This is a genomic window from Streptomyces sp. NBC_01431 (genome assembly GCF_036231355.1).
Taxonomy (GTDB): Bacteria; Actinomycetota; Actinomycetes; order Streptomycetales; family Streptomycetaceae; genus Streptomyces.
In genome coordinates this window covers 6660277-6686629 of the sequence record NZ_CP109496.1, presented here as the reverse complement: position 1 = coordinate 6686629, position 26353 = coordinate 6660277, and the positions used below count along the sequence as shown (strand labels likewise).

At 71.5% G+C, this 26353-nt stretch carries 25 protein-coding genes; 2 read left to right on the top strand and 23 right to left on the bottom strand.

What is annotated here, in order from left to right:
* Nucleotides 1–23: 23 nt before the first annotated feature.
* Nucleotides 24–968, bottom strand: a complete 945-nt coding sequence (gene fmt / locus OG522_RS30565; RefSeq protein ID WP_329466255.1) for a methionyl-tRNA formyltransferase — start codon at nt 966–968, stop codon at nt 24–26.
* Between the two features lie 335 nt (nt 969–1303).
* On the opposite strand from fmt, the gene OG522_RS30560 reads away from it, so the two are divergent.
* On the top strand, nt 1304–1843 hold the full coding sequence (locus tag OG522_RS30560; RefSeq protein ID WP_329466253.1) for a hypothetical protein: 540 nt from the start codon (nt 1304–1306) through the stop codon (nt 1841–1843).
* Between the two features lie 78 nt (nt 1844–1921).
* Here OG522_RS30560 and OG522_RS30555 read toward each other — a convergent pair whose 3' ends face one another.
* From OG522_RS30555 to pyrR, 14 genes are all read right to left on the bottom strand, one after another.
* Nucleotides 1922–4054, bottom strand: a complete 2133-nt coding sequence (locus OG522_RS30555; RefSeq protein WP_329466251.1) for a primosomal protein N' — start codon at nt 4052–4054, stop codon at nt 1922–1924.
* Nucleotides 4055–4166: 112 nt separating this feature from the next.
* On the bottom strand, nt 4167–5375 hold the full coding sequence (gene metK, locus OG522_RS30550) for a methionine adenosyltransferase (RefSeq protein ID WP_329466250.1): 1209 nt from the start codon (nt 5373–5375) through the stop codon (nt 4167–4169).
* 210 nt (nt 5376–5585) lie between these two features.
* The gene (coaBC, locus tag OG522_RS30545) at nt 5586–6818 is read right to left on the bottom strand and encodes a bifunctional phosphopantothenoylcysteine decarboxylase/phosphopantothenate--cysteine ligase CoaBC (protein ID WP_329466249.1); all 1233 of its coding nucleotides are present in this window, start codon (nt 6816–6818) and stop codon (nt 5586–5588) included.
* Between the two features lie 113 nt (nt 6819–6931).
* Nucleotides 6932–7204: a DNA-directed RNA polymerase subunit omega gene (gene rpoZ / locus OG522_RS30540; protein ID WP_017242218.1), complete on the bottom strand. Its 273-nt coding sequence runs from the start codon at nt 7202–7204 to the stop codon at nt 6932–6934.
* A 71-nt stretch (nt 7205–7275) separates the two neighbouring features.
* The gene (gmk, locus tag OG522_RS30535; protein ID WP_329466247.1) at nt 7276–7869 is read right to left on the bottom strand and encodes a guanylate kinase; all 594 of its coding nucleotides are present in this window, start codon (nt 7867–7869) and stop codon (nt 7276–7278) included.
* A gap of 38 nt (nt 7870–7907) precedes the next feature.
* Complete coding sequence (locus OG522_RS30530; protein ID WP_053724505.1) at nt 7908–8231, bottom strand: integration host factor; 324 nt, start codon at nt 8229–8231, stop codon at nt 7908–7910.
* A 374-nt stretch (nt 8232–8605) separates the two neighbouring features.
* Entirely contained in the window at nt 8606–9439 is an 834-nt protein-coding gene (pyrF, locus tag OG522_RS30525) for an orotidine-5'-phosphate decarboxylase (protein WP_329466246.1), read from the bottom strand.
* Nucleotides 9436–10548 carry a quinone-dependent dihydroorotate dehydrogenase gene (locus tag OG522_RS30520; RefSeq protein WP_329467800.1) on the bottom strand — a complete coding sequence of 371 codons (1113 nt, stop codon included), beginning with the start codon at nt 10546–10548 and terminating at the stop codon, nt 9436–9438. Before OG522_RS30520 ends, pyrF begins: the two co-directional genes overlap by 4 nt.
* 68 nt (nt 10549–10616) lie before the next feature.
* Complete coding sequence (gene carB / locus OG522_RS30515; RefSeq protein ID WP_329466245.1) at nt 10617–13925, bottom strand: carbamoyl-phosphate synthase large subunit; 3309 nt, start codon at nt 13923–13925, stop codon at nt 10617–10619.
* Nucleotides 13918–15060, bottom strand: a complete 1143-nt coding sequence (carA, locus tag OG522_RS30510; RefSeq protein ID WP_329466243.1) for a glutamine-hydrolyzing carbamoyl-phosphate synthase small subunit — start codon at nt 15058–15060, stop codon at nt 13918–13920. Before carA ends, carB begins: the two co-directional genes overlap by 8 nt.
* Nucleotides 15057–15686: a PH-like domain-containing protein gene (locus OG522_RS30505; protein WP_329466242.1), complete on the bottom strand. Its 630-nt coding sequence runs from the start codon at nt 15684–15686 to the stop codon at nt 15057–15059. The genes carA and OG522_RS30505 overlap by 4 nt, the downstream gene beginning before the upstream one ends.
* The gene (locus OG522_RS30500) at nt 15683–16969 is read right to left on the bottom strand and encodes a dihydroorotase (RefSeq protein WP_329466241.1); all 1287 of its coding nucleotides are present in this window, start codon (nt 16967–16969) and stop codon (nt 15683–15685) included. The genes OG522_RS30505 and OG522_RS30500 overlap by 4 nt, the downstream gene beginning before the upstream one ends.
* Nucleotides 16970–16971: 2 nt before the next feature.
* Nucleotides 16972–17955: an aspartate carbamoyltransferase catalytic subunit gene (locus OG522_RS30495; protein ID WP_329466240.1), complete on the bottom strand. Its 984-nt coding sequence runs from the start codon at nt 17953–17955 to the stop codon at nt 16972–16974.
* A 92-nt stretch (nt 17956–18047) separates the two neighbouring features.
* The gene (gene pyrR, locus OG522_RS30490) at nt 18048–18650 is read right to left on the bottom strand and encodes a bifunctional pyr operon transcriptional regulator/uracil phosphoribosyltransferase PyrR (protein ID WP_329466239.1); all 603 of its coding nucleotides are present in this window, start codon (nt 18648–18650) and stop codon (nt 18048–18050) included.
* 296 nt (nt 18651–18946) lie between these two features.
* On the opposite strand from pyrR, the gene bldD reads away from it, so the two are divergent.
* Nucleotides 18947–19447, top strand: a complete 501-nt coding sequence (gene bldD / locus OG522_RS30485; RefSeq protein WP_014044812.1) for a transcriptional regulator BldD — start codon at nt 18947–18949, stop codon at nt 19445–19447.
* A 154-nt stretch (nt 19448–19601) separates the two neighbouring features.
* On the opposite strand, the gene nusB is transcribed toward bldD, so the two are convergent.
* The 8 genes from nusB to aroC form a co-directional block, all read right to left on the bottom strand.
* Nucleotides 19602–20033, bottom strand: a complete 432-nt coding sequence (nusB, locus tag OG522_RS30480; RefSeq protein WP_329466238.1) for a transcription antitermination factor NusB — start codon at nt 20031–20033, stop codon at nt 19602–19604.
* 2 nt (nt 20034–20035) lie between these two features.
* A complete protein-coding gene (gene efp / locus OG522_RS30475) occupies nt 20036–20602 on the bottom strand; it encodes an elongation factor P (protein ID WP_329226688.1) in 567 nt (188 codons plus the stop codon).
* Between the two features lie 69 nt (nt 20603–20671).
* Nucleotides 20672–21778, bottom strand: a complete 1107-nt coding sequence (locus tag OG522_RS30470) for a M24 family metallopeptidase (RefSeq protein WP_329466237.1) — start codon at nt 21776–21778, stop codon at nt 20672–20674.
* A gap of 227 nt (nt 21779–22005) precedes the next feature.
* Entirely contained in the window at nt 22006–22953 is a 948-nt protein-coding gene (locus OG522_RS30465; protein ID WP_329466236.1) for a Pro-rich N-terminal domain-containing protein, read from the bottom strand.
* A gap of 131 nt (nt 22954–23084) precedes the next feature.
* Nucleotides 23085–23537 carry a type II 3-dehydroquinate dehydratase gene (gene aroQ / locus OG522_RS30460; protein ID WP_329466235.1) on the bottom strand — a complete coding sequence of 151 codons (453 nt, stop codon included), beginning with the start codon at nt 23535–23537 and terminating at the stop codon, nt 23085–23087.
* The gene (gene aroB / locus OG522_RS30455) at nt 23534–24628 is read right to left on the bottom strand and encodes a 3-dehydroquinate synthase (protein WP_329466234.1); all 1095 of its coding nucleotides are present in this window, start codon (nt 24626–24628) and stop codon (nt 23534–23536) included. Before aroB ends, aroQ begins: the two co-directional genes overlap by 4 nt.
* A complete protein-coding gene (locus tag OG522_RS30450) occupies nt 24625–25143 on the bottom strand; it encodes a shikimate kinase (protein WP_329466232.1) in 519 nt (172 codons plus the stop codon). Before OG522_RS30450 ends, aroB begins: the two co-directional genes overlap by 4 nt.
* Entirely contained in the window at nt 25140–26324 is a 1185-nt protein-coding gene (gene aroC, locus OG522_RS30445) for a chorismate synthase (RefSeq protein WP_329466231.1), read from the bottom strand. Before aroC ends, OG522_RS30450 begins: the two co-directional genes overlap by 4 nt.
* Between the last annotated feature and the right edge of the window lie 29 nt (nt 26325–26353).

Here is a 26353-nt window from a genome sequence, read left to right as displayed (position 1 = left end):
CGGATCAGATGGGGCGAACCCTCTCAGCGTACGTCCGCCGCCCCGAGGCGCTCACCCGGGGCGATCCGGACCCCGCGCGCCCAGTCCGCGCCGCGCATCGGCTTCTTGCCCTGCGGCTGGACCCAGAGCAGTTCCACGGCGTGCGAGCCGGTGCCCACGTACACGTTGTTCTTGGCGACGGACAGCTCACCGGGCGCGAGGTCGGTCCGGTCGGTGACGGGCGCCGCCTGGATGAGCTTGAGGCGCTCGCCGCGGAAGACGCTCCAGGCCCCGGGGGCGGGCGTGCAGCCGCGCACCACCCGGTCGACCCGCAGCGCCGGGGCCGACCAGTCGATCAGCGCGTTCTCGACGGTGATCTTCGGCGCGAGCGAGATCCCTTCGGCGGGCTGCGCGACGGCCTTCAGGGAGCCGTCCTCGATGCCGTCCATGGTCGCGGCGAGCAGCCCGGCACCCGCGAAGGCGAGCCGGGTGAGCAGGTCACCGCTGGTATCCGTGGGCCGCACCTCCTCGGTGACCGTGCCGTACACGGGACCCGAGTCGAGGCCCTCCTCGATCAGGAAGGTGGAGGCGCCGGTGATCTCGTCGCCGGCCATGACCGCGTGCTGCACAGGCGCGGCCCCGCGCCAGGCGGGCAGCAGCGAGAAGTGCAGGTTGACCCAGCCTTTCGCCGGGATGTCGAGGGCGACCTTCGGCAGCAGCGCCCCGTACGCGACGACCGGGCAGCAGTCCGGCGCGATCTCGCGCAGCCGGGCCAGGAACTGCTCGTCGCGCGGCTTGAGGGGCTTGAGGACCTCGATGCCGGCCTCCTCGGCGCGCTCGGCCACGGGGCTCGCCACCAGGCGGCGGCCCCGTCCGGCGGGTGCGTCGGGCCGGGTGACCACCGCGGCGACCTCGTGCCGCCCGGAGGCGATCAGGGCGTCCAGGGCGGGTACGGCGACCTCGGGGGTGCCTGCGAAGACGAGCTTCACTGGGGGTTACCTCGCTTTGTCGAGAGCGGCGTCCCAGTCTATGGGGCCCGGCGCGGCGGGCGTACGCCCCGGTGCCGGGTGCTTGGCGACCGGCCGCCGGGAGCCGTACGGAAGGGGCGTACGGACACTCGTGCGCCCTGTGCATATGCCCATACGCCCCCGCAGCGTGACCACAACAGCGGGTGGCGCGTTGGTCAAGAGAGATTGACCGAACCGGGCCGCTTGTGCGGCCCGCTCCATTTCAGCACCGTACGACCGTCAACGCAGTACCAGCACCACGCAGTACCAGCACCGTCTTCATCACCCCATCCATCGCCGGTTCGAGAGGCTTGCTCATGGCCGACCACGCCACCCACGACGCCCAAGCGCGGGCCAGCCTGCACCTGTTGGTGCGGGACATCGAGCGGGTCCGCCGTCAGGTGGACGCACTGCGCACCCTCACCGCGCAGCTGGGCAACGTGTACCGCCCGCGCCGCTCCGGCCCCTCCACGGGCTTCGTCGTGTACGGGCGCGCTCCCGCCCCGACCGTGCGGCTCGCCCAGGAGCTGCGGGACAGCGTCGAGACACTGGTGACGGCGGCTGTGGACTTCGACCGCTCCCTCGGCTTCTCCTGGGACGCGGTGGGCTCGGCTCTCGGCGTCACCAAGCAGGCCGTGCACCGCCGTTACGGGTCCCGCCGCGCGGGCGCCCAGAGCGCGGGGCAGGCCGAGGCCGAGCGTCCGGCCGAGACCACGGTGACCCGCACGCTGCCGCCGCTGCCGCCCATGCCCGCGGTCCCCGCCGCCCGTTCCATGCCGCCGCAGCCGACGGCGAGCAGCCAGTCCCTGCGCGAGGAGGTCCGCACCAGCGCCTTCCCCGGTCCCCGCAACGGCTGACCGCCGCGTTCCGCCATTCGTGCCCTCGCGTCCCGACATACCGCGAGGGCACACCCATGTGGATTTCGACGCGGGTCCTCAGCCGATGTCGGGCGGGTCGATCCTGAGCCGCACCGGGTCGCCACCGCCGCGTGCCAGCCGCCCGGCCTGGGCCGCCTTCAGCGCGGCGGCAAGTGCCGCCCCGCTGCCCGGCGGCACCCGCACCAGCGCCCGCTCCCACTGCTCCCCGACCGGTGGGTCGCCGGGCCGCCGGGCCCGGCCGGGATCGGCGACGGGCAGCGGCACCGGCCCCAACACCTGGGCGTCGGGCGGCAGTTGGGCCGCGCGCAGGAAGGACTCGACCGCGTCCGGGCGTCCGATGACCTCGGCCATCCGGGAGACCGGGGGGAAACCCAGCTCGGCGCGCTCGGCCAGTTCGCGCAGCGCGTGCCCGACCGGATCCCAGCGGACCAGGGCCTGCACGGGCCGCAGCGTCGGCTCGGCGACCACGACCACGGTGCCGCCCTCGTCCTGCCCGCGTACCAGCGAGGCCGCGTTGATCCAGCGCCGCAGTGCCTCCTCGCCGGCCCTGAGGTCGGGCCTGTTGAGCATCGCCCAGCCGTCGAGGAGCAGCGCCGCCGCGTAGCCGCCGTCGGCGACGGGTTCGGCGCCGGGGGTGGACACGACGAGCGCGGGCTGTCCCGGCACGCTGTCCAGAACGTGGTCGCGCCCCGAAGTCCGCACGGGCACCGCGGGAAACGCCCGCCCTAGCTCTTCGGCGGTCCGCCGGGCGCCTACCACCTGCGCCCTCAGCCGCGTCGAGCCGCACTCCACGCAGTGCCAGTCGCCCTCCGCCGTCCCGCACCAGGCGCACCGCAGCTCGCGCTCGTCCGGGGCTTCAAGCGGGCCCGCACAGTGTCTGCACCGGGCCGGCGTACGGCACCGGGCGCAGGCCAGCCGCGGGGCGTACCCCCGCCGCGGGACCTGCACGAGGACGGGGCCGCTCTTGAGTCCCTCGCGCACCGCCTGCCAGGCCAGGCTCGGCAGCCGGGCCGCCCGCGCGGCCTCGTCGCGCGCCAGCTCCCCGTCGCCGACGGTGCGTACGAGCGGAGCCGCGGCCCGCGCCACCGTGCGGTCGGCGACCAGCGGCGCGGCCCAGCCGCTCTGTACGAGCTGGGCGGCCTCGACCGTGCAGCTCGTACTGCCGAGGAGGAAGGCGCACTTGTCGTGCGCTGCCCGTAGTTCCAGCACCTCCCGCACGTGCGGGAACGGCGCGTTGTCGTCGCTGTGGCTGGAGTCCCCGTCCTCCCACACCACGACGAGCCCGAGGTCCTTCACGGGTGCGAACATCGCCGCGCGGGTGCCGACCACGGCCCGCACCGCGCCGCGCCGCACCGCGAGCCACTGCCGGTAGCGCCGCTCGGGGCCCGAATCGGCGGTGAGGAGCGCGTGGCGGCCCTCGCCGAGCTGCGCGGTCAGCGCCGCGTCCAGGCGGCCCGCACTGCGCCCGTCCGGCACGACGACCAGGGCGCCCCGCCCGGAGGCGAGCGTCGCCCGGACCGCCCGCGCGATCTCCTCGGCCCAGTGCGGTCCGGGCAGCGCGGTCCACACCGCCCGGGGCACCCCGCCGCTCCCCAACGCCCGCAGGAACGCGGGCCCTTGCTGATAGCGCTCCCAGGTCCCGGCGTCCGGTTCGGCCGGTGGCGCGGACGGCTCGGGCGACGGCTTGGCCTCGGCCCTCGCGTTCCTGGGCGGGACGGCGAGCTGGAGCACATCGGCGAGGCTGCCCGCGTACCGGTCCGCGACGGCGCGGGCCAGGGAGAGCATCTGCGCGCTCAGCACCCGCTCCGGTGAGACGACACCGGCGAGCGCGGCCAGCGGACCCGAGTAGTCCGAATCGGCACGCCGCTCGACGACGAACCCGTCGATCAGGCCGCCGCCCTCCCGGCGCCCCTCCCGCACGTTGCGCGCCCCGGCCCCGAAACGCACCCGCACCCGCACGCCCGGCTGCGCGTCGGCGTCCAGTTCCTCGGGCACGGCGTAGTCGAAGTACTGATCGAGGTGCAGCACCCCCTTGTTCACCACGACCCGGGCCACGGGCAGCTCCTTGGCCAGCGCCGCCCCCCGCCAGGTCCGCGGCTTGGCCTTGGGCACCTTGGCGTTGCGCACGCTCTCGCGAATGAGCGCAAGCTGCTCCGGCACCCCGCCCGGCCGTTCGTTCTCGCTGCTCACAGCCAAATTCCTACCAGACCCTACTGACAACGGCGCCGGGCGGAGGCCCGCCGGGCACCACGAGGGCCCCGGACCGAAAACCGGTCCGGGGCCCTCGTGGAGTGGCGTTGGGCTACAGGCCCGCGGCCTTGCGCAGGGCGTCCACGCGGTCCGTGCGCTCCCAGGTGAAGTCGGGCAGCTCGCGGCCGAAGTGGCCGTACGCGGCGGTCTGGGCGTAGATCGGGCGCAGCAGGTCGAGGTCGCGGATGATCGCGGCCGGGCGGAGGTCGAAGACCTCGGTGATGGCCGTCTCGATCTTCTCGTTGTCGACGGTGTTGGTGCCGAAGGTCTCGACGAACAGGCCCACCGGCTCGGCCTTGCCGATCGCGTACGCGACCTGGACCTCGCAGCGCGCGGCGAGACCCGCGGCCACGACGTTCTTGGCGACCCAGCGCATCGCGTACGCGGCGCTGCGGTCCACCTTCGACGGGTCCTTGCCCGAGAACGCGCCGCCACCGTGGCGGGCCATGCCGCCGTAGGTGTCGATGATGATCTTCCGGCCGGTCAGGCCCGCGTCACCCATCGGACCGCCGATCTCGAAGCGGCCGGTCGGGTTCACCAGCAGGCGGTAGCCGTCGGTGTCCAGCTTGATGCCGTCGTCCACCAGCTGCTTGATGACGTGCTCGACCACGAACTCGCGGATGTCGGGAGCGAGCAGCGACTCCAGGTCGATGTCGCTCGCGTGCTGCGTGGAGACGACGACCGTGTCCAGGCGCACGGCCTTGTCACCGTCGTACTCGATGGTGACCTGGGTCTTGCCGTCGGGGCGCAGGTAGGGGATGGTCCCGTTCTTGCGGACCTCGGTGAGCCGGCGGGAGAGCCGGTGCGCGAGGTGGATCGGCAGCGGCATCAGCTCGGGGGTCTCGTCCGTTGCGTACCCGAACATCAGGCCCTGGTCGCCGGCGCCCTGCTTGTCGAGCTCGTCCTCATCGCCCTCGACCCGCTTCTCGTACGCGGTGTCGACACCCTGCGCGATGTCCGGGGACTGGGCGCCGATGGACACCGACACGCCGCAGGAGGCGCCGTCGAAGCCCTTCTTCGACGAGTCGTAGCCGATCTCGAGGATCTTGTCGCGGACGAGCTGCGCGATGGGCGCGTAGGCCTTGGTGGTGACCTCGCCGGCCACGTGCACGAGGCCCGTGGTGATGAGGGTCTCCACGGCGACGCGGGAGGTCGGGTCCTCGCGCAGGAGCGCGTCGAGGATCGTGTCGCTGATCTGGTCAGCGATCTTGTCGGGGTGACCCTCGGTCACGGACTCCGAGGTGAAGAGACGACGGGACACAACGCTCCCTGGGGTTGCAGCGGCTGCTGGCTGATCATGGTAGGTCGCGCCGGGAGCTGCGCCCGGCTGCGTTCCGAGACCAGTTTATCGGTCGGTTGTACTCGTTGGACCACGTGTCTCGCTCCGTGGAGTCCGGAGATCTCCGGAACCGGTCGCAGCGAGACGCCGAAGGAGGCCGGGAAAGAGGCCGGGGCACGCGGTCCCGCGGCACTAGGTCCGGTCGCCGGGCGCGTCGCCTGTTTGTCCGAAACGCTGGCCCACCAGGTCCCACACGGTGTCCGCGAGGGCCTCCTTGGGGCCGTACGGCACCGGGGTCTGTGAGCCGTCGGCGCCGAGGACGACCGCCTCGTTCTCCTCGGACCCGAACGTCTTGCGCTCCCCGACCTCATTGACGACGAGCAGGTCACATCCCTTGCGCGCGAGCTTGAGGCGGCCGTTGGCGAGGACGTCGTCGGTTTCGGCGGCGAAGCCGACGACGAGCTGTCCGGGCCGCGCCCGGTCGGCCGAGATCTCGGCGAGGATGTCCGGATTGCGCACCAGAGTGAGCGGCGCGGGCTCCTGGCCGTCCTTCTTCTTGATCTTCCCAGTGGCGTACGAATCGGGGCGGAAGTCGGCGACGGCCGCGGCCATCACCACGACATCGGCGTCCGGCGCCGCCTTCAGGACGGCGTCGCGCAGCTGGACGGCGGTGCCGACGCGGACCACGTCCGCGCCCGCCGGGTCCGCGAGAGAGGTGTTGGCCTCGATCAGGGTGACCCTTGCCCCGCGCGCGACGGCGGTGCGGGCCAGCGCGTACCCCTGCTTCCCGGAGGAGCGGTTGCCGAGATAGCGCACCGGGTCGAGCGGCTCGCGCGTGCCTCCCGCGCTGATCACGACGTGCCGCCCGGCGAGGTCCCGCCCCGCGCTCCCCCGCGCGAGCACCCGGCGGCACACCTCGAACAGCTCGTCGGGGTCGGGCAGTCGGCCCTTGCCGGTGTCGACGCCGGTGAGGCGCCCCACGGCGGGCTCGACGACGACGGCGCCACGGCGGCGCAGGGTCGCCACGTTCTCCTGGGTCGCGGGGTGCTCCCACATCTCGGTGTGCATCGCGGGGGCGAAGACGACCGGACAGCGCGCGGTGAGCAGGGTGTTGGTGAGCAGGTCGTCGGCGAGACCGTGGGCCGCCTTGGCCAGCATGTCGGCGGTGGCCGGAGCCACGATCACCAGATCGGCGCCCTGTCCGATCCGCACGTGGGGCACCTCGTGGACATCCGACCAGACCTCGGTCGAGACGGGGTGGCCGGAGAGCGCGGACCACGTGGCCGCCCCGACGAAGTGCAGCGCGGACGCGGTCGGCACCACCCGGACGTCATGGCCCGATTCGGTCAGCCTGCGCAGCAGCTCGCACGCCTTGTAGGCGGCGATGCCACCGCTGACCCCGAGAACGACCTTCGGCTTGCCCATCGGAAATTTCGCCTCTCCCCGCGCCCTGCGACCTTCGGTCTGCGTGTACGTACCCATGACACACCACAGGCCCGGCAGTCGCGCTGCCGGGCCTGTGGTGGAACATCTGGTGCCTACTGAGCGGGGCCCTCGATGGCCTCGGAGGTCAGCAGACCCGCGTTGATCTCGCGCAGCGCGATCGAGAGCGGCTTCTCGTGGACGTGGGTGTCCACCAGCGGGCCGACGTACTCGAGCAGGCCCTCACCGAGCTGCGAGTAGTACGCGTTGATCTGGCGGGCACGCTTGGCCGCGTAGATCACCAGGCTGTACTTCGAGTCGGTTGCTTCGAGGAGCTCATCAATCGGAGGGTTGATGATGCCCTCGGGCGCGGTCATGGAAGAGGACACTCTCTGCCTTCCGATGGGGATCGAAGATGTGAGCTGAACCGAGGTGGGCCGGTGAACGGCACACGACTCGATCAGACAACTCGCATCAAGGCTAGCAGCTCGCGGGCCACGTCCTCGACCGAGGTGTTGACCAGCGTGGTGTCGAACTCGGCCTCGGCGGCCAGTTCGACCTTGGCGACGGTGAGCCGGCGCTCGATGACGTCGGGCGCCTCGGTGCCGCGGCCGGTGAGCCGGCGGACCAGTTCGTCCCAGCTCGGCGGCGCGAGGAAGACGAGCTGGGCCTCGGGCATCGACTCGCGTACGAGCCTGGCGCCCTGGAGGTCGATCTCCAGGAGGACGGGCTCGCCCGCTTCGAGGCGCTCAAGGACGGCCGCGCGCGGGGTGCCGTAACGGTTCCCCGCGAACTCGGCCCATTCGAGCAGTTCGCCGTTGGCGACGAGCTTGTCGAACTCCTCGTCGTCCACGAAGAAGTACTGCACGCCGTGCCGCTCACCGGGCCGCGGCTTGCGGGTGGTGGCCGACACGGAGAGCCAGACCTCGGGGTGGACCTTGCGCATATGGGCGACGACCGTGCTCTTGCCGACCCCGGAGGGGCCGGAGAGCACGGTCAGCCGCGGACGTGCGTCCGGGGGTACGGGGGTGGTCCCCCGGAGTGTTGCTGCCATGCGGCGATTATTCCAGCTTCTCGGGTATGCCCGAGACGTCAGGCCCCGGAGCCGCCGAACTCACGCTCAAGGGACGCGATCTGGTTGGAGCCGAGCCCCCGCACGCGGCGGCTCTCGGAGATCCCGAGCCGCTCCATGATCTGCTTGGCACGGACCTTGCCCACGCCGGGCAGGGACTCAAGGAGGGCGGAGACCTTCATCTTCCCGATGACGTCGTTCTCCTGGCCCGACTTGATGACCTCGTGGAGGGAGGCGCCGGAGTGCTTGAGTCGATTCTTGACCTCGGCCCGCTCCCGGCGAGCCGCGGCGGCCTTTTCGAGCGCGGCTGCGCGCTGTTCAGGGGTAAGGGGCGGAAGAGCCACGCCTACGTCACCTCGGATGTCGAACTGTCGGATACGGACCGGTGCGGAACCTAGTCGCCCCGCACCAGGGGCGAGCAACGGACAACGCACTCGCGCACGTGCTCGCTGCTCTCGTCGGAGACTAGCGGCCAAGGCCGCTCCAGTCAGCGAGAACAGACGAAAAGTCCTGGTCAGCCTCAGCCGACCGGGACTTTCCGGACAAAACACCCTGGTTTCGTGTAAGGAAATTGTCAACTTTCCGTGTGCGCGCACCTCACGGGCTCCCCGGAGGAACGGTTTCCCCCTTCCGGGAGGCGGCCGGGTGGCCATCGCGGCACGTCCGCGAAGCGCGGTGCCCCGGTGCGACACATGTCACACCGGGGCACCGCCCCCGATCAGGCCCCCGGGATCGCCGCGCGGACCTCGTCGGCGTAGCGGGCCGCCGCCGCGCGCAGGGCGCCGGCGTCCGGCCCGTGGCGCAGGACGCCGCGGCTGACGCTCGGGACCACGTTGCGCACGGCGGAGCCGAAGACTCCGGGAAGGTCGGCCGGGGTCGCACCCTGGGCACCGATGCCCGGGGCGAGGAGCGGGCCGTTGATGTCGAGGTTCGCCCCCGCGTCGCCCAGGGTCGCGCCGACCACCGCGCCCACCGAGCCCATGGGCGAGGCGCCCGCGTTCTCCGCCGCCATGTGGTCCAGCATCAGCTGGGCCAGGGACCGGCCGTCGGCCGCCGTCGAGCGCTGGACCTCGGCGCCCTCCGGGTTGGAGGTGAGGGCGAGCACGAAGACGCCCGAGCCGGACTTCGCCGCCAGGTCGAGCGCCGGGCGCAGCGAACCGAAGCCCAGGTACGGCGAGACGGTCACGGCGTCCGAGAAGAGCGGGGAGGCGGGGTCCAGATAGGTGGCCGCGTACGCCGCCATCGTGGAGCCGATGTCGCCCCGCTTGGCGTCCATCAGGACCAGTGCTCCGGCCGCCCGCGCCTCCTGGACCGCCTTCTCCAGGACCGCGATCCCACGCGATCCGAAGCGCTCGAAGAACGCCGACTGCGGCTTGAGCACCGCCACCCGGTCCGCCAGCGCCTCGACCGTGATGCGGGTGAAGCGCTCAAGGCCGGCGATGTCGTCGTTCAGGCCCCAGTCCGCGAGCAGGGAGGCGTGCGGGTCGATGCCCACGCAGAGCGGTCCGCGGGTGTCCATCGCCTCGCGCAGTCGGGTACCGAAGGGGATCATGCGGCTGCCTTCTTCCGGGTCTCGGCGCCGACGGCCTCGGCGAGCGTTGCGTACGGGGAGGTGGCGAGCCGGGCGGCGAGGCCCTTGTGGATCGCGCGGGCGTAGAACGGACCCTCGTAGATGAAGGCGCTGTAGCCCTGGACCAGGGTGGCGCCGGCGAGGATGCGCTGCCAGGCGTCCTCGGCGTTCTCGATGCCGCCGACGCCGATCAGGACGAGGCGGTCGCCGACGCGGGCGTACAGGCGGCCGAGCACTTCAAGGGAGCGCTCCTTGAGCGGAGCGCCGGACAGGCCGCCGGTCTCCTTGACGAGGTCCGCCGAGGACTTCAGGCCGAGCCCGTCGCGGGCGATCGTCGTGTTGGTGGCGATGATGCCGTCCAGGCCGAGTTCGACGGCGAGGTCGGCGACCGCGTCGACGTCCGCGTCGGCGAGGTCGGGCGCGATCTTGACGAGCAGCGGCACGCGGCGACCGGTGACGCTGCGGTCGGCGGCTTCGCGTACCGCCGTGAGCAGCGGCCGGAGCGATTCGGTGGCCTGGAGGTTGCGCAGGCCCGGCGTGTTCGGCGAGGAGACGTTCACGACGAGGTAGTCGGCGTGCGCGGCGAGGCGCTCGGTCGACTTCACGTAGTCGGCGGCGGCCTCCGCCTCGGGGACGACCTTGGTCTTGCCGATGTTGACGCCCACGACGGTCCTGAAGACCGCGGTGCGGGCCGCCAGGCGGGCCGCCACCGCCGCCGAGCCCTCGTTGTTGAAGCCCATGCGGTTGATCAGCGCGCGGTCCGGCACGAGGCGGAAGAGGCGCTTCTTCGGGTTGCCGGGCTGGGGCTCGCCGGTGACGGTGCCGATCTCGATGTGGTCGAAGCCGAGCATCGACATGCCGTCGATCGCGACGGCGTTCTTGTCGAAGCCGGCCGCGAGGCCGAACGGGCCGTGCATGCGCAGGCCGAGCGCCTCGGTGCGCAGCTCCTTGTAGCGGGGCGCGAGCACGGCGGCGACGAACGTGCGCAGGACGGGGACGCGGGCCGCGCCGCGGATCCAGCGGAAGGCCAGATAGTGGGCCTGCTCGGGGTCCATACGCTTGAAGACGAGGTTGAAGAAGAGCTTGTACATGTTCGGTGTCCTCAGGAGGCTCATGAAGAGGGGGACACCGTTTCCGGTGTCCCCCTCGTCGCCGTCTGCTAGTCGCGGGCCGCGGTCAGGTGTTCCGCGTGTTCCTGGAGGGAACGCACCCCCACGTCACCGCGGTTGAGCGCGTCGATGCCCTGCACGGCGGCGGCGAGCGCCTGGACCGTGGTCAGGCAGGGCACGGAGCGGGCGACCGCGGCCGTACGGATCTCGTAGCCGTCGAGACGGCCGCCGGTGCCGTACGGCGTGTTGACGATGAGGTCGACCTCGCCGTCGTGGATCAGCTGGACGATCGTCTTCTCGCCGTTCGGGCCCTCGCCCTCGCTGAGCTTGCGCACCACGGTGGCGTTGATGCCGTTGCGGCGAAGCACCTCGGCGGTGCCGGAGGTGGCCATCAACTCGAAGCCGTGGGCGACCAGTTCACGTGCCGGGAAGATCATCGTGCGCTTGTCCCGGTTGGCCACCGAGATGAAGGCGCGGCCCTTGGTCGGCAGCGGGCCGTAGGCGCCCGCCTGCGACTTGGCGTACGCGGTGCCGAACACCGAGTCGATGCCCATGACTTCACCGGTGGAGCGCATCTCCGGGCCGAGCACCGTGTCGACGCCGCGCCCGTGGACGTCGCGGAAGCGGCTCCACGGCATCACGGCCTCCTTGACGGAGATCGGCGCGTCCAGCGGCAGGGTGCCGCCGTCGCCCTCCTTGGGCAGCATGCCCTCGGCGCGCAGTTCGGCGACGGTCGCGCCCAGCGAGATGCGGGCGGCGGCCTTCGCGAGCGGCACCGCGGTCGCCTTCGAGGTGAAGGGGACGGTGCGCGAGGCACGCGGGTTGGCTTCGAGGACGTACAGGATGTCGCCCGCCATCGCGAACTGGATGTTGATCAGTCCGCGGACGCCAACTCCCTTGGCGATGGCCTCCGTTGAGGCGCGCAGGCGCTTGATGTCGAAGCCGCCCAGCGTGATCGGGGGCAGTGCGCACGCCGAGTCGCCGGAGTGGATGCCGGCCTCCTCGATGTGCTCCATGACGCCGCCGAGGTAGAGCTCGGTGCCGTCGTAGAGGGCGTCCACGTCGATCTCGATCGCGTCGTCCAGGAAGCGGTCCACGAGGACCGGCCGGGTCGGGCTGATCTCGGTGGACTCCGCGATGTACGAGGACAGCCGCTCCTCGTCGTACACGATCTCCATGCCGCGGCCGCCGAGCACGTACGAGGGGCGTACGAGGACGGGGTAGCCGATCTCGTCGGCGATGGCCTTGGCGCCCGCGAAGGTGGTGGCGGTGCCGTGCTTGGGGGCGGGCAGACCGGCCTCGGCGAGCACGCGGCCGAAGGCGCCGCGGTCCTCGGCGGCGTGGATCGCCTCGGGCGGGGTGCCCACCACCGGGACGCCGTTGTCCTTGAGCGCCTGCGCCAGGCCCAGCGGGGTCTGGCCGCCGAGCTGGACGACGACGCCCGCGACCGGGCCCGCGAGGGTCTCGGCGTGGACGATCTCCAGGACGTCTTCGAGCGTGAGCGGCTCGAAGTACAGGCGGTCGGAGGTGTCGTAGTCCGTCGAGACGGTCTCCGGGTTGCAGTTGACCATCACGGTCTCGTAGCCCGCCTCGCTCAGCGCGAAGGAGGCGTGGACGCAGGAGTAGTCGAACTCGATGCCCTGGCCGATGCGGTTGGGGCCGGAGCCCAGGATGATCACCGCGGGCTTGGTGCGCGGCGCGACCTCGCTCTCCTCGTCGTAGGAGGAGTAGAAGTACGGGGTCTTGGCGGCGAACTCGGCGGCGCAGGTGTCGACCGTCTTGTAGACGGGGCGCACTCCGAGGGCGTGCCGGACCTCGCGGACGACGTCCTCGCGCAGACCGCGGATGTCGGCGATCTGGGCGTCGGAGAAGCCGTGCCGCTTCGCCTCGGCGAGGAGCTCGGGGCCGAGCTTGTCGGCGGCGGCCAGCTCGTCCGCGATCTCCTTGATCAGGAAGAGCTGGTCGACGAACCAGGGGTCGATCTTCGTGGACTCGAAGACCTCCTCCTGGGTCGCGCCCGCCCGGATCGCGTACATGACGGTGTTGATGCGCCCGTCGGTCGGCCGCTGGGCCTCCTCAAGGAGCACCTCCTTGGCGCCGACCGGGCCCGTGAAGTCGAACTGCGAGCCCTTCTTCTCCAGGGAGCGCAGCGCCTTCTGGAGGGCCTCGGTGAAGTTGCGGCCGATCGCCATGGCCTCGCCCACCGACTTCATGGTGGTGGTGAGGGTGGAGTCGGCGGAGGGGAACTTCTCGAAGGCGAAGCGCGGAGCCTTCACGACGACGTAGTCGAGGGTCGGCTCGAAGGAGGCCGGGGTCTTCTCGGTGATGTCGTTGGGAACCTCGTCCAGCGTGTAACCGATGGCGAGCTTGGCCGCGATCTTGGCGATCGGGAAGCCGGTGGCCTTCGACGCGAGCGCCGAGGAGCGCGACACGCGCGGGTTCATCTCGATGACGATGACGCGGCCGTCGACCGGGTCGATCGCGAACTGGATGTTGCAGCCACCGGTGTCGACGCCGACCTCGCGGATGATCGCGATGCCGATGTCGCGCAGGCGCTGGTACTCGCGGTCGGTCAGCGTCATCGCCGGGGCGACGGTGATCGAGTCGCCGGTGTGCACGCCCATCGGGTCGAAGTTCTCGATGGAGCAGACGACCACGACGTTGTCGTGCTTGTCGCGCATCAGCTCCAGCTCGTACTCCTTCCAGCCGAGGATGGACTCCTCAAGGAGCACCTCGGTGGTCGGCGAGAGCGTGAGGCCCTGCCCGGCGATGCGGCGCAGCTCCTCCTCGTCGTGCGCGAAGCCGGAGCCGGCGCCGCCCATGGTGAAGGAGGGGCGCACGACGACGGGGTAGCCGCCGAGCTCTTCGACGCCCGCCAGCACGTCGTCCATGGAGTGGCAGATGACCGAGCGGGCGGACTCGCCGTAACCGATCTTGGCCTTGACGGCCTCGACCACGCCCTTGAAGAGGTCGCGGTCCTCGCCCTTGTTGATGGCCTCGACGTTGGCGCCGATCAGCTCGACGCCGTACTTCTCCAGGACGCCCTGCTCGTGCATGGAGATGGCGGTGTTGAGCGCGGTCTGGCCGCCGAGGGTGGGCAGGAGCGCGTCGGGGCGCTCCTTGGCGATGATCTTCTCGACGAACTCGGGGGTGATCGGCTCGACGTACGTGGCGTCGGCGATCTCCGGGTCGGTCATGATCGTCGCGGGGTTGGAGTTGACCAGGATGACCCGCAGGCCCTCGGCCTTGAGGATGCGGCAGGCCTGGGTGCCGGAGTAGTCGAACTCGGCGGCCTGGCCGATGACGATCGGGCCGGAGCCGATGACCAGAACGGACTGGATGTCGGAACGCTTAGGCACGCTGGCCCTCCATGAGCTCTACGAAGCGGTCGAAGAGGTACGCGGCGTCGTGCGGTCCCGCGGCGGCTTCGGGGTGGTACTGGACGCTGAAGGCCGGCTGGTCGAGCAGCTGGAGTCCTTCGACGACCTGGTCGTTCAGACAGACGTGTGAGACCTCGGCGCGCCCGTAGGGCGTCTGGGAGACCTTGTCGAGCGGGGCGTCCACGGCGAAGCCGTGGTTGTGCGCGGTGACCTCGACCTTGCCGGTGGTGCGGTCCTGCACCGGCTGGTTGATGCCGCGGTGGCCGTACTTCAGCTTGTACGTGCCGAAGCCGAGCGCGCGGCCGAGGATCTGGTTGCCGAAGCAGATGCCGAAGAGCGGGGTCCTGCGCTCCAGGACGGCCTGCATCACGGCGACCGGTCCGTCGGCGGTGGCCGGGTCACCGGGGCCGTTAGAGAAGAACACGCCGTCGGGGTTCACGGCGTAGACGTCTTCGGCGGTGGCGGTCGCGGGCAGCACGTGCACCTCGATGCCGCGCTCGGCCATGCGGTGCGGGGTCATGCCCTTGATGCCGAGGTCGACGGCGGCCACGGTGAACTTCTTCGCACCGATGGCGGGGACGACGTAGGTCTGCTTGGTGGCGACCTCCGCGGAGAGGTTCGCGCCGACCATCTGGGGCGCTTCCTTCACGCGGGCGAGCAGTGCGGCGTCGTCGGCGACCGAGGCGCCGGAGAAGATGCCGACGCGCATGGCGCCGCGCTCGCGCAGGTGGCGGGTGAGCGCGCGGGTGTCGATGCCGGAGATCCCGACGACGCCCTGCTGGACGAGCTCGTCGTCCAGCGTGCGGCGCGAGCGCCAGTTGGAGGGGAGGCGGGCGGGGTCGCGCACGACGTAGCCGGCCACCCAGATCCGCTCGGACTCGGGGTCCTCGTCGTTCACGCCGGTGTTGCCGACGTGCGGGGCGGTCATCACGACGACCTGACGGTGGTACGACGGGTCGGTGAGGGTCTCCTGGTAGCCGGTCATGCCGGTGGAGAACACGGCCTCGCCGAAGGTCTCCCCCACGGCCCCGTAGGCACGGCCGCGGAAGATGCGGCCGTCCTCCAGGACGAGTACGGCGGGAGCCTTGGCGGCTCCCCTGGTGGAGGTCGTCATCGTGCGGCGCCTTCCGTCGTGTTGGTGGTGATCATGGAATTGATGGCTTCGACCCAGGCGGCGTGCTGCTCGGCCCGGTCGGAGCGGAAGCCCGAGTCGATCAGCTTGTCGCCGTGGCTCCAGGTGACGACGAGCAGACCGCCCTCGGTGAGGACCTTGCCGGCGATGCCCTTGTCGAGGCGGGCCTCGCGCAGCTGGGCGGCCGGGACGAAGAAGTCGTTCGCGCCGGGGCGTACGACGTCCAGACCCGCGTCCGTCAGGGTGAGCTCGACCCTGCTGCGCACGCCCAGACCGTGCGCGACGATGCGGTCGAGCCACTGCCCGGCGGTGGTGGAGCCGTGGTAGCGGCCGCTCAGCCTCAGTTTCGCGTCGCCCGGCGTCTCGGGCATCCCAGGCAGCGGCGGCTCGCCGCCTCCGTTGAGGGCGGCGGTGGGAGACGGGCGGGTGAGGAGGTCCGGCAGGTCGGACTGGAGGCGACCGCGCCACTGCCAGCCCTGGCGCATCAGCCAGTAGACGAGCGCCACGAAGAGCGCGAGACCGACGAGCCAGCCGATCCGTCCGCCCCAGTTGGTCACCTCGGCGGACTTCTCCTCGGCGGCCAGGTTGATCAGTGATGCGTACGTCACGCCAGCTTCCCGTCCACGAGCGTTGCCCGGCCCCGCAGGAAGGTGTGGGTGATGCGTCCGGGCAGCTCGCGACCCTCGTAAGGGGTGTTGCGGCTGCGGGAGGCGAAGCCCGCCGGGTTCACCTCTCCACGGTATGCCGGATCGATCAGCGTCAGGTTGGCGGGTTCGCCTGCCGAGACGGGGCGGCCGTGGCCGGTGGCCTGCCCGATCTGGGCGGGCTTGTGGGACATGCGGTCGGCGACGCCGGCCCAGTCGAGCAGCCCGGTCTCCACCATCGTGTGCTGGACGACGGAGAGCGCGGTCTCCAGGCCGACCATGCCCATGGCGGCCGCGGCCCACTCGCAGTCCTTGTCCTCGTGCGGGTGCGGCGCGTGGTCGGTGGCGACGATGTCGATGGTGCCGTCGGCGAGCGCCTCGCGCAGCGCCATGACGTCCTTCTCCGTACGCAGCGGCGGGTTGACCTTGTAGACCGGGTTGTACGAGCGGACCAGCTCGTCGGTCAGGAGCAGGTGGTGCGGGGTGACCTCGGCGGTGACGTCGATGCCGCGGGACTTGGCCCACCGGACGATCTCGACCGAACCGGCGGTCGACAGGTGGCAGATGTGGACGCGGGAGCCGACGTGCTCGGCGAGCAGCACGTCGCGGGCGATGATCGACTCCTCGGCGACGGCGGGCCAGCCGCCGAGGCCGAGCTCGGCCGAGACGACGCCCTCGTTCATCTGGGCGCCCTCGGTCAGGCGCGGCTCCTGGGCGTGCTGGGCGACGACGCCGCCGAAGGCCTTCACGTACTCCAGGGCGCGGCGCATGATCACGGCGTCGTCCACGCACTTGCCGTCGTCGGAGAAGACGGTGACGCCCGCGGCCGAGTCGTGCATGGCGCCGAGCTCGGAGAGCTTCTTGCCCTCAAGGCCGACGGTGACGGCGCCGATGGGCTGCACGTCGCAGTAGCCGGACTCCTTGCCGAGCCGCCAGACCTGCTCGACCACGCCCGCGGTGTCGGCGACCGGGAAGGTGTTGGCCATGGCGAACACCGAGGTGTAGCCGCCGCGTGCGGCCGCCTGGGTGCCGGTCAGCACCGTCTCGGAGTCCTCGCGGCCGGGCTCGCGCAGGTGGGTGTGCAGGTCGACGAGGCCGGGCAGCAGGATCTGGCCCTCGGCGTCCACGACGGTGGCGTCCTGGGCGTCCAGGCCGGTGCCGACGGCCGCGATGGCCTCGCCGTCGATCAGGACGTCCTGGACCTCGCCGCCGAGGACCTTCGCACCACGGATAAGGATCTTGCTCATGGTTACTTGTTCTCCGAATCGGTGGGACGGGCGTGGCTGACGGCGGGCTCGTTGCCGCCGAGCAGCAGGTACAGGACCGCCATGCGGGTGTGGACGCCGTTGGCGACCTGCTCGACGACCGTGCAGCGCTCGGAGTCGGCGACCTCTGCGGTGATCTCCATGCCGCGCACCATCGGGCCGGGGTGCATGACGATGCCGTGCTCCGGCATCCTGGCCATCCGCTCGCCGTCGAGCCCGTAGCGGCGCGAGTACTCGCGCTCGGTCGGGAAGAAGGCGGCGTTCATACGTTCGCGCTGCACACGCAGCATCATCACCGCATCGGACTTCGGCAGCACGGCGTCCAGGTCGTACGACACGTCGCAGGTCCAGTGCTCGACGCCGACCGGCAGCAGGGTCGGCGGGGCCACCAGGGTGACCTCGGCGCCGAGCGTGTGCAGCAGGTCGACGTTGGAGCGGGCCACCCGGCTGTGCAGCACATCGCCGACGAGGGTGATGCGCTTGCCGGCCAGGTCCTGGCCGAGCGCGTCCTTGCCGACCAGGCGGCGGCGCATGGTGAACGCGTCGAGCAGCGCCTGGGTGGGGTGTTGGTGGGTGCCGTCACCGGCGTTGATCACCGGGGCGTCGATCCAGCCGGAGGTGGCCAGCCGGTAGGGGGCGCCCGACGCACTGTGCCGGATGACGACGGCGTCGACGCCCATGGCCTCCAGGGTCTGCGCGGTGTCCTTGAGGGACTCGCCCTTGGAGACCGAGGAGCCCTTGGCCGCGAAGTTGATGACATCTGCCGACAGGCGCTTCTCGGCGGCTTCGAAGGAGATCCGGGTGCGGGTGGAGTCCTCGAAGAAGAGGTTGCAGATCGTTCGGCCGCGCAGCGCGGGGAGCTTCTTTATGGGCCGGTCGGAGACCCGGGCCATCTCCTCGGCGGTGTCGAGGATGAGCACGGCGTCGTCGCGGGTGAGGTCGGCGGCCGAGATGAGGTGACGCATCATCTGGGGGTTCTCCAGGTGTGGTGGAGGTTTGGGCGTGCGGGCGCGCAGAAGCAGGCCGTACGGGTTTGGGTGGCCGTACGGCGGGGTGGCAGCTACTGCTCGCCGGCCGGGGCGGTCTGCTTGACGCCGAGCAGCACGGCGTCGCGGCCGTCCTCCTCGGCGAGCTGGACCTTGACCGTCTCCCGCAGCGACGTGGGGAGGTTCTTGCCGACGTAGTCGGCGCGGATCGGAAGTTCGCGGTGGCCGCGGTCGACGAGGACCGCGAGCTGGACGGCGCGGGGACGGCCGATGTCACCGAGCGCGTCGAGGGCGGCGCGGATGGTGCGGCCGGAGAAGAGGACGTCGTCGACCAGGACGACCAGGCGGCCGTCGATGCCGTCACCGGGGATCTCGGTGCGGCCGAGCGCGCGGGCGGGCTTCATCCGCAGGTCGTCGCGGTACATGGTGATGTCGAGGGAACCGACCGGGGTCTTGCGCCCGGTGATCGATTCGAGCTTGGCGGCGAGCCGCTCGGCGAGGAAGACGCCGCGGGTCGGGATGCCGAGGAGAACCACGTCGTCGGCACCCTTGGCGCGTTCGACGATCTCGTGCGCGATACGGGTCAGGACGCGGGCGATGTCGGGGCCTTCGAGAACGGGCCGCGCCACATCGGAGTGCGCCGGATCCTGCGGGTCGTGCTGGTGCTGCGTGTCCATATGAAACGGACCTCCTTCTCCGCCTCACGGGACGGACCTTAAAGGACGTCGGAATTGCTTGGTCAACGGTACCAGGGGCCGATGGGCGCCCGGCACGGGGTCGTCACCCGAACGGGTGAATACGCGTGAGGAATCACGGTGGCCCGCAAGGGCGTGCGCCGGGCGGAGCCCGTCACTCCTCTGGGACGGGGGTGTGGACCATTCGGCTTGACGCGGCCAAGTAACGCTGCGTAACCTCACAGTGAGTTACAGCCGCGCGGCGGAGCCGCACGTTGTCACAGCGTCCGGGGAGCTATATGTCCAGCGAATACGCAAAACAGCTCGGGGCCAAGCTCCGCGCCATCCGCACCCAGCAGGGCCTCTCCCTCCATGGTGTGGAGGAGAAGTCGCAGGGCCGCTGGAAGGCCGTAGTGGTGGGCTCGTACGAGCGTGGCGACCGCGCCGTGACCGTACAGCGCCTTGCCGAGCTGGCGGACTTCTACGGGGTGCCGGTGCAGGAGCTGCTGCCGGGCACCACGCCGGGCGGAGCCGCCGAGCCGCCGCCGAAGCTGGTCCTCGACCTTGAGCGCCTCGCGCACGTGCCGCCGGAGAAGGCGGGCCCGCTGCAGCGCTATGCCGCGACGATCCAGTCGCAGCGCGGCGACTACAACGGCAAGGTCCTCTCGATCCGCCAGGACGATCTGCGCACGCTTGCCGTGATCTACGACCAGTCGCCTTCGGTGCTGACCGAGCAGCTGATCAGCTGGGGCGTCCTGGACGCGGATGCCCGCCGTGCGGTCGCCCACGAAGAGGGCTGACGCCACTTCAGCAGAAACGTGCCGTCGGGGTGGGCCGGAAGTAATTGCTTCCGGCCCACCCCGACGGCGTTTTCGGGTGTTCCCGGGGCGACGCCGAAGGGCCCGCAGCACGTTCGTGCTGCGGGCCCTTCGTGGCCGGTGGTGCGGCGGACGGCTAGGCGTCGCGGCGCAGGCTCGGCTTGAGGTCCTTGAAACGGGCCAGCAGCCCGTTCACAAAGGCAGGCGAGTCGTCCGTGGAGAACTCCTTCGCCAGCTGCACGGCTTCGTCGATGACGACCGCGTCGGGCGTTTCGTCCTCCCAGACCAGCTCGTACGCGCCGAGCCGCAGGATGTTCCGGTCCACGACCGGCATCCGGTCGAGCGTCCAGCCCACCGCATACGTGGAGATCAGGTCGTCGATGCGGTCCACGTGACCCGCGTACCCCTCGACGAGCTGCATCGTGTACTCGGCGACCGGCGGCTGACGGTCGTCGGACCGCGAGTGCCGCACCCAGTCCGCGAGGACCGTCTGCACGGACTCACCGCGCTGGTCGGCCTCGAAGAGGATCTGGAAGGCGCGCTTGCGGGCCTTGTTCCGGGCAGCCACGGTTAGCTGTTCACCCGGCCGAGGTAGTCGCCGGTGCGGGTGTCGACCTTGATCTTCTCACCGGTGGTGATGAAGAGCGGGACGCCGATCTCGTAACCGGTCTCCAGGGTGGCCGGCTTGGAGCCGCCGGTGGAGCGGTCGCCCTGGACGCCCGGGTCGGTGTGCTGGATCGTCAGCTCGACAGCGGCCGGCAGCTCGACGTAGAGCACCTCGCCCTCGTGCTGCGCGACCGAGGCGGTGAAGCCCTCGATCAGGAAGTTGGCGGCGTCGCCGACAGCCTTGCGGTCGACCATCAGCTGGTCGTACGTGCTCATGTCCATGAAGACGAAGTACTCGCCGTCCATGTACGAGAACTGCATGTCGCGGCGGTCAATGGTGGCCGTCTCGACCTTCACACCGGCGTTGAAGGTCTTGTCGACCACCTTGCCGGAGAGCACGTTCTTGAGCTTGGTGCGCACGAAGGCCGGGCCCTTGCCGGGCTTGACGTGCTGGAACTCGACGACGGACCAGAGCTGGCCTCCGTCGAGCTTGAGCACCAGGCCGTTCTTGAGGTCGTTCGTGGAAGCCACGGTTGCGGAATCTCCTGGACTGAAAGCTGGTGGACGACCGAGGGTACGCACCTGGGGCGCGTACGCGTGCTAGAGCGCTAGCAGCTCCTTGGTCGTGATGGTGAGTAGCTCGGGGCCGCCGTCCGCCTCGGGGCGCACGACGAGCGTGTCATCGATCCGGACGCCGCCCCGGCCCGGGAGGTGGACCCCCGGTTCGACGGTGACCGGCACGCAAGTGTCCAGTTTACCCATGGCTCCAGGTGCGAGCTGCGGCTCCTCGTCGATTTCGATGCCGACGCCGTGTCCGGTGAGGGGTCCGAAGGCCTCGGCGTGGCCCGCGGCATCCAGTACCTGTCGGGCCGCGCGGTCCACCGCGCGGTACTCCGCGCCCGGCAGCAGGGCCTCCCGGCCGGCCCGCTGGGCTGCGAAAACAGCGTCGTACAGCTCGATCTGCCAGTCGGCGGGGGTGGTGCCGATCACAAACGTACGGCCGATCTCGCAGCGGTATCCGCGGTAGGAGGCGCCCAGGCAGACGGAGAGGAAGTCGCCCTCCTCGACCCTTCGATCGGCTGGACGGTGGCCCGCCCGGCCGGAGTTGGGGCCGGTGCCGACCGAGGTCATGAAAGCGGGCCCGTCGGCGCCGTGGTCGACCAGGCGGCGCTCCAGCTCCAGGGCGAGGTGGCGCTCGGTGCGGCCCACCAGGATCGACTCCAGGAGCTCCCCCAGCGCCTGGTCGGCGATCTCGGCGGCGATGCGCAGGCAGGCGATCTCCTCCTCGTCCTTGACGAGGCGGCGCTGCTCGACGGCGCTGCCGAGATCGCTCAGGAGCAGCCGGGTCGCCACCGAACCGACGGCGCGGTGGCGGGCCACGGAGAGGTGGTGCTCCTCCACGGCGAGCGAGTCCGCGCCGGTGGCCTGGGCGAGGTCGGCGGCCGCGACAGCGGGGTCGCCGCCGGGTGCGGGCAGCACGATGAGACGCAGCTGCTCGTCCAGGTGCCCCTCGATGAGGTCGCCCGACGGAGTGCGCGGGCACAGCAGGACGTCCTCGGCGGGGCCGATCAGCAGGACCGCGCCGGGCGGGGCACCGCCCGCGAGATAGCGGACGTTGGCCGGACGCGAGACGAGGGCCGCCGCGCTGCCTGCGGCCGCGCAGCGGTCCCGCAGCCAGCCCCGGCGCACCGCGAACACCTCTGACATGACTTGAGCGTATGAGCGCGGGCGGGGGTTGGCTGTCCGAGCGCGTCCGACCGGGGGCCGCCCCGGGAGTCGGTCCGGGAGTCGGTCCGTTCTCGGTCGCCGGACGGGCTCGGGGTTGCCCCGCTCGGCCGGCCCCGGCAGCCCCGGCGCCCTGTCCTCAGGTGCCGGACGGGCCCGGTTATCGGCCGGCCCGGGTGTTGTCCTGCGCGGGCTCGTTTTCGAGCCCGCTACCAGCTCGGGGGGCTGGCGATGGTTCGGGCCAGGACGTCGTCCAGGAGGCGGGCCGTGGTGGGGACGTCGTACTGGGAGTTGTCGATGATCGGCAGGCCCGAGCCGTACCAGCCGGCCATGCGGCCGTGGATGCCGGCGACCTCCTCGTCCGACAGGCGGCGGTTGCCGCTGCGCTCCGCGTTGCGCTCCAGGACCACTTCGAGGCCCGGCAGGAGCACGACCGGCAGCAGGCCCGGACCCACGTGCCGCTTCCAGCCGCCGAGACCCACGACCGGCCGGTCGGGGAACACGGCGTCGTCAAGGATGCAGGAGATGCCGTTGGCCAGGAAGTTGCGCGCGGCGAAGCCGCAGGTGCGGCGGGCGAGGCGGTACTGGGCCTCGGAATGGTCGTTCCAGCCCGACTGCGGGTCGGCGAACCCCGAACACACCCATTCGCGTACGTCGTCGAGGCTGATGTGCGCGGTCGGCACGCGGCGGTGCTGGGCCCAGTACCGCGCCACGGTCGTCTTCCCGGCCCCGGCCGGGCCGATGAGCAGCACCGCGAGCGTCGTCGCCCCGGTCCCCTCGGGCGCCTGGGGCAGCGGGACGGGGCCACCGGGCGGCAGGGCGACATGACCGGTGGTGTCGCGGGACGGCGGGCGCGCCGAAGCGTGCTGGGGCGCCGGTCCGTGCCAGCCCTGACCGGGCGGCTGCGGAGCCCCGGCGTGATGCGGGGCCGGGGCCGGCGGGTGTGGGGGCGCGGGGAGCTGTGCGGTCGTCGGCTCCGGCCGCGGGGGGCCGGGCTGGTACGGCGGCGGCTGCGGGATCGGGACGGTCGGCCCGGCCGTGGGCGCGCCCGGCCGCAGCGCGGTCGTCCGCTCGGGCTCGGTCCCCTGGGCCCAGTCGTGCGGGGGCTGCCCCGGGGCGTGGGGCGGCGGCAGTGGAGCCCCCCCTGCGTGTTGCATCCGGTGCCACTCCGTCTCGTACAGGCAACTGGCGCTGGTCGGGCGCCCGTCGGCGGCGGACGGCCCGGTGCAGAACCGTACCTCCCCCGGCCGTCACAGTGTGAACGGCCGGGGAGCGGCGACAGTGCCCGTCAGCCGTGGCTGTCGTCGGCGAGTTCGCCGGCGAGCGCGCGCAGGGCCAGCCGGTAGGAGCCGATGCCGAAGCCCGCGACGGTGCCGGTCGCGACCGGCGCGATCACCGAGGTGTGGCGGAATGCCTCACGGGCGTACGGGTTGGAGATGTGCACCTCGATGAGGGGCGCGGTGCGCTGAGCGGCCGCGTCTCGCATCGCGTACGAGTAGTGGGTGAACGCGCCCGGGTTGATGACCACCGGAATCCGGCCATCGGCGGCCTCGTGCAGCCAGCGCACGAGTTCACCCTCGTCGTTGGTCTCGCGGACCGACACCTCGAAGCCGAGTTCCTTGCCGAGTTCCTCGCACACCTCGACCAGACCCGCGTACGTGGTGGCGCCGTAGACGTCCGGCTCGCGGGAGCCGAGGCGGCCGAGGTTCGGGCCGTTGAGGACGAACACCCGCCGGCTCACGCGGAGACCTCGCCGAACGCGGCGAGCAGCACCGCCGGGTCCGGGCCCTCCAGGACGGACGGCTTGGCGAGGCCGTCCAGGACGATGAAGCGGAGCAGGTTGCCGCGGGACTTCTTGTCCAGCTTCATGTTCTCCAGGAGCTTGGGCCACTGGTCGCCGCGGTAGGTGAGCGGCAGGCCCACGGACTCCAGGATGGCGCTGTGCCGGTCGGCGGTGGCGTCATCCAACCGCCCTGCCAGGCGGCCGAGTTCGGCCGCGAAGACCATGCCGACGGACACGGCCGCGCCGTGCCGCCACTTGTAGCGCTCGTTCTTCTCGATGGCGTGCGCGAGGGTGTGGCCGTAGTTGAGGATCTCGCGCGGGCCCGATTCCTTCAGGTCGCTGGAGACCACGTCGGCCTTGACCCGGATGGAGCGCTCGATCAGCTCGGCGGTGTACGGGCCCTCGGGGGTGCGGGCGCCGGCCGGGTCGGCCTCGATGAGGTCGAGGATGACCGGGTCGGCGATGAAGCCGCTCTTGATGACTTCGGCCATGCCGGACACGTAGTCGTGGACCGGCAGCGAGTCCAGCGCGGCGAGGTCGCACAGGACGCCGATGGGCGGGTGGAAGGCGCCGACGAGGTTCTTGCCCTCGGCGGTGTTGATGCCGGTCTTGCCGCCGACGGCCGCGTCCACCATGCCGAGCACGGTGGTCGGCACCGAGATCCAGCGCACCCCGCGCAGCCAGGTGGCCGCGACGAAGCCCGCGAGGTCGGTGGTGGCGCCTCCGCCCACGCCGATGACGACATCGGTGCGGGTGAAGCCGGACTGGCCGAGCGCCTTCCAGCAGTAGGCGGCGACCTCGGCGGTCTTGGCCTCCTCGGCGTTCGGGACCTGGATGGCGATGGCTTCGTAGCCCTCGGACGCGAGGTCCGAGCGGATCGCGTCGCCGGTACCGGCCAGCGCCTCCGGGTGGATGATCGCGACCCGCTGGGTCTTGTCGCCGATGAGCCCGGCCAGTTCGCCCAGCAGGTTGCGGCCGACGAGCACGTCGTACGGGTCCGTCCCGGCCGTGGCGCCGACCTGGATCCGGGTGGGTGCCTGCTCCGTCATGCGTCCTTCAACTCCAGTGCGTCGAGGACCGCCTGGGCGACCTCTTCGGGCGTGCGCTCGTCGGTCGCGACGACCGCACGGGCGACTTCGGTGTACAGATGGCGGCGCGCGTCCATCAGCTCGCGCCACTGCCGGCGCGGATTGACGGCGAGGAGCGGCCGGGCGGCGTTCAGGCCGACGCGCTTGACGGCCTCCTCCACGTCCATCGACAGATAGACCACGGGATGCGGCGCGAGCAGCGCGCGCGTCGAGGCGTCGAGGATCGCGCCGCCGCCGAGGGACAGCACCCCCGTGTGCTCGGCGAGCGCGGCCCGCACAGCGGCACGCTCCAGGTCGCGGAAGTGCGGCTCGCCGTCCTCGATGAAGATGTCCGAGATCTCCCGGCCCTCGGCGGCCACGATGTCGGCGTCGGTGTCCCGGTAGGGCACACCGAGCCGCTCGGCCAGCAGCGCGCCCACGGTGGACTTGCCGGAGCCCATCGGGCCGACCAGGACGACCAGCGGTCCGGTGCTCACCGGATCTGCAGGTTGTCGAGGTACGAGCGGACGTTGCGGCGGGTCTCGGCCACGCTGTCGCCGCCGAACTTCTCGGCGACCGCGTCCGCCAGGACGAGCGCGACCATGGCCTCGGCGACGATGCCCGCGGCCGGTACGGCGCACACGTCGGAGCGCTGGTGGTGGGCCTTGGCGGCCTCGCCGGTGGCGACGTCGATGGTGGCGAGCGCGCGCGGCACGGTCGCGATGGGCTTCATGGCGGCCCGTACGCGCAGCAGTTCACCGGTGGTCAGGCCGCCCTCGGTGCCGCCGGAGCGGCCGGAGGTGCGCTTGACGCCCTCGGCGGTGTTCACGATCTCGTCGTGGGCCTGCGAGCCGGGCACCCGGGCCAGGTCGAAGCCGTCGCCGACCTCGACGCCCTTGATGGCCTGGATGCCCATGAGGGCGGCGGCGAGCCGGGCGTCCAGACGCCGGTCCCAGTGCACGTGCGAGCCGAGGCCGACCGGCACTCCGTAGGAGAGCACCTCGACGACTCCGCCGAGAGTGTCGCCGTCCTTGTGGGCCTGGTCGATCTCGGCGACCATCGCCTTCGACGCGTCCGCATCCAGGCAGCGCACCGGGTCGGCGTCCAGCTTCTCGACGTCGGCGGGGGTCGGGTAGACGCCGTACGGCGCCTTGGCCGCGGCCAGCTCCACGACGTGCGAGACGATCTCGATGCCGACCGTCTCCTTGAGGTAGGAGCGGGCGACCGCGCCGAGCGCGACGCGGGCGGCGGTCTCCCGGGCACTGGCGCGCTCCAGGATCGGGCGGGCCTCGTCGAAGCCGTACTTCTGCATGCCAGCGAGGTCGGCGTGGCCGGGCCGGGGCCGGGTCAGCGGGGCGTTGCGGGCCAGTTCGGCGAGGACCTCGGGGTCCACCGGGTCGGCCGACATGACCTGCTCCCACTTGGGCCACTCGGTGTTCCCGACCATGACCGCGACGGGCGAGCCCATGGTCAGACCGTGCCGGACGCCGCCGAGGAAGGTCACCTCGTCGCGCTCGAACTTCATGCGGGCGCCGCGTCCATAGCCGAGCCGCCGCCGGGCCAGGTGGTCGGCCACCATCTCCGTGGTGATCGGTACGCCGGCGGGAAGGCCCTCCAGCGTCGCGACAAGTGCGGGTCCGTGGGATTCCCCAGCGGTCAGCCAGCGCAGCCTGCTCAACGGTGCTCCTCGTTGCTCGCGCGTCCTTG

Coding starts and splice junctions, on each gene's coding strand:
- OG522_RS30500 (WP_329466241.1), bottom strand. CDS start 16,969: ATGAGCAAGATCCTTATCCGTGGTGCGAAGGTCCTCGGCGGCGAGGTC.
- pyrF (WP_329466246.1), bottom strand. CDS start 9,439: ATGATCCCCTTCGGTACCCGACTGCGCGAGGCGATGGACACCCGCGGA.
- OG522_RS30465 (WP_329466236.1), bottom strand. CDS start 22,953: ATGCAACACGCAGGGGGGGCTCCACTGCCGCCGCCCCACGCCCCGGGG.
- OG522_RS30495 (WP_329466240.1), bottom strand. CDS start 17,955: ATGATGCGTCACCTCATCTCGGCCGCCGACCTCACCCGCGACGACGCC.
- OG522_RS30560 (WP_329466253.1), top strand. CDS start 1,304: ATGGCCGACCACGCCACCCACGACGCCCAAGCGCGGGCCAGCCTGCAC.
- coaBC (WP_329466249.1), bottom strand. CDS start 6,818: ATGGGCAAGCCGAAGGTCGTTCTCGGGGTCAGCGGTGGCATCGCCGCC.
- OG522_RS30470 (WP_329466237.1), bottom strand. CDS start 21,778: ATGTCAGAGGTGTTCGCGGTGCGCCGGGGCTGGCTGCGGGACCGCTGC.
- bldD (WP_014044812.1), top strand. CDS start 18,947: ATGTCCAGCGAATACGCAAAACAGCTCGGGGCCAAGCTCCGCGCCATC.
- carA (WP_329466243.1), bottom strand. CDS start 15,060: ATGACGACCTCCACCAGGGGAGCCGCCAAGGCTCCCGCCGTACTCGTC.
- gmk (WP_329466247.1), bottom strand. CDS start 7,869: ATGGCAGCAACACTCCGGGGGACCACCCCCGTACCCCCGGACGCACGT.
- pyrR (WP_329466239.1), bottom strand. CDS start 18,650: ATGGACACGCAGCACCAGCACGACCCGCAGGATCCGGCGCACTCCGAT.
- OG522_RS30520 (WP_329467800.1), bottom strand. CDS start 10,548: ATGTACAAGCTCTTCTTCAACCTCGTCTTCAAGCGTATGGACCCCGAG.
- aroB (WP_329466234.1), bottom strand. CDS start 24,628: ATGACGGAGCAGGCACCCACCCGGATCCAGGTCGGCGCCACGGCCGGG.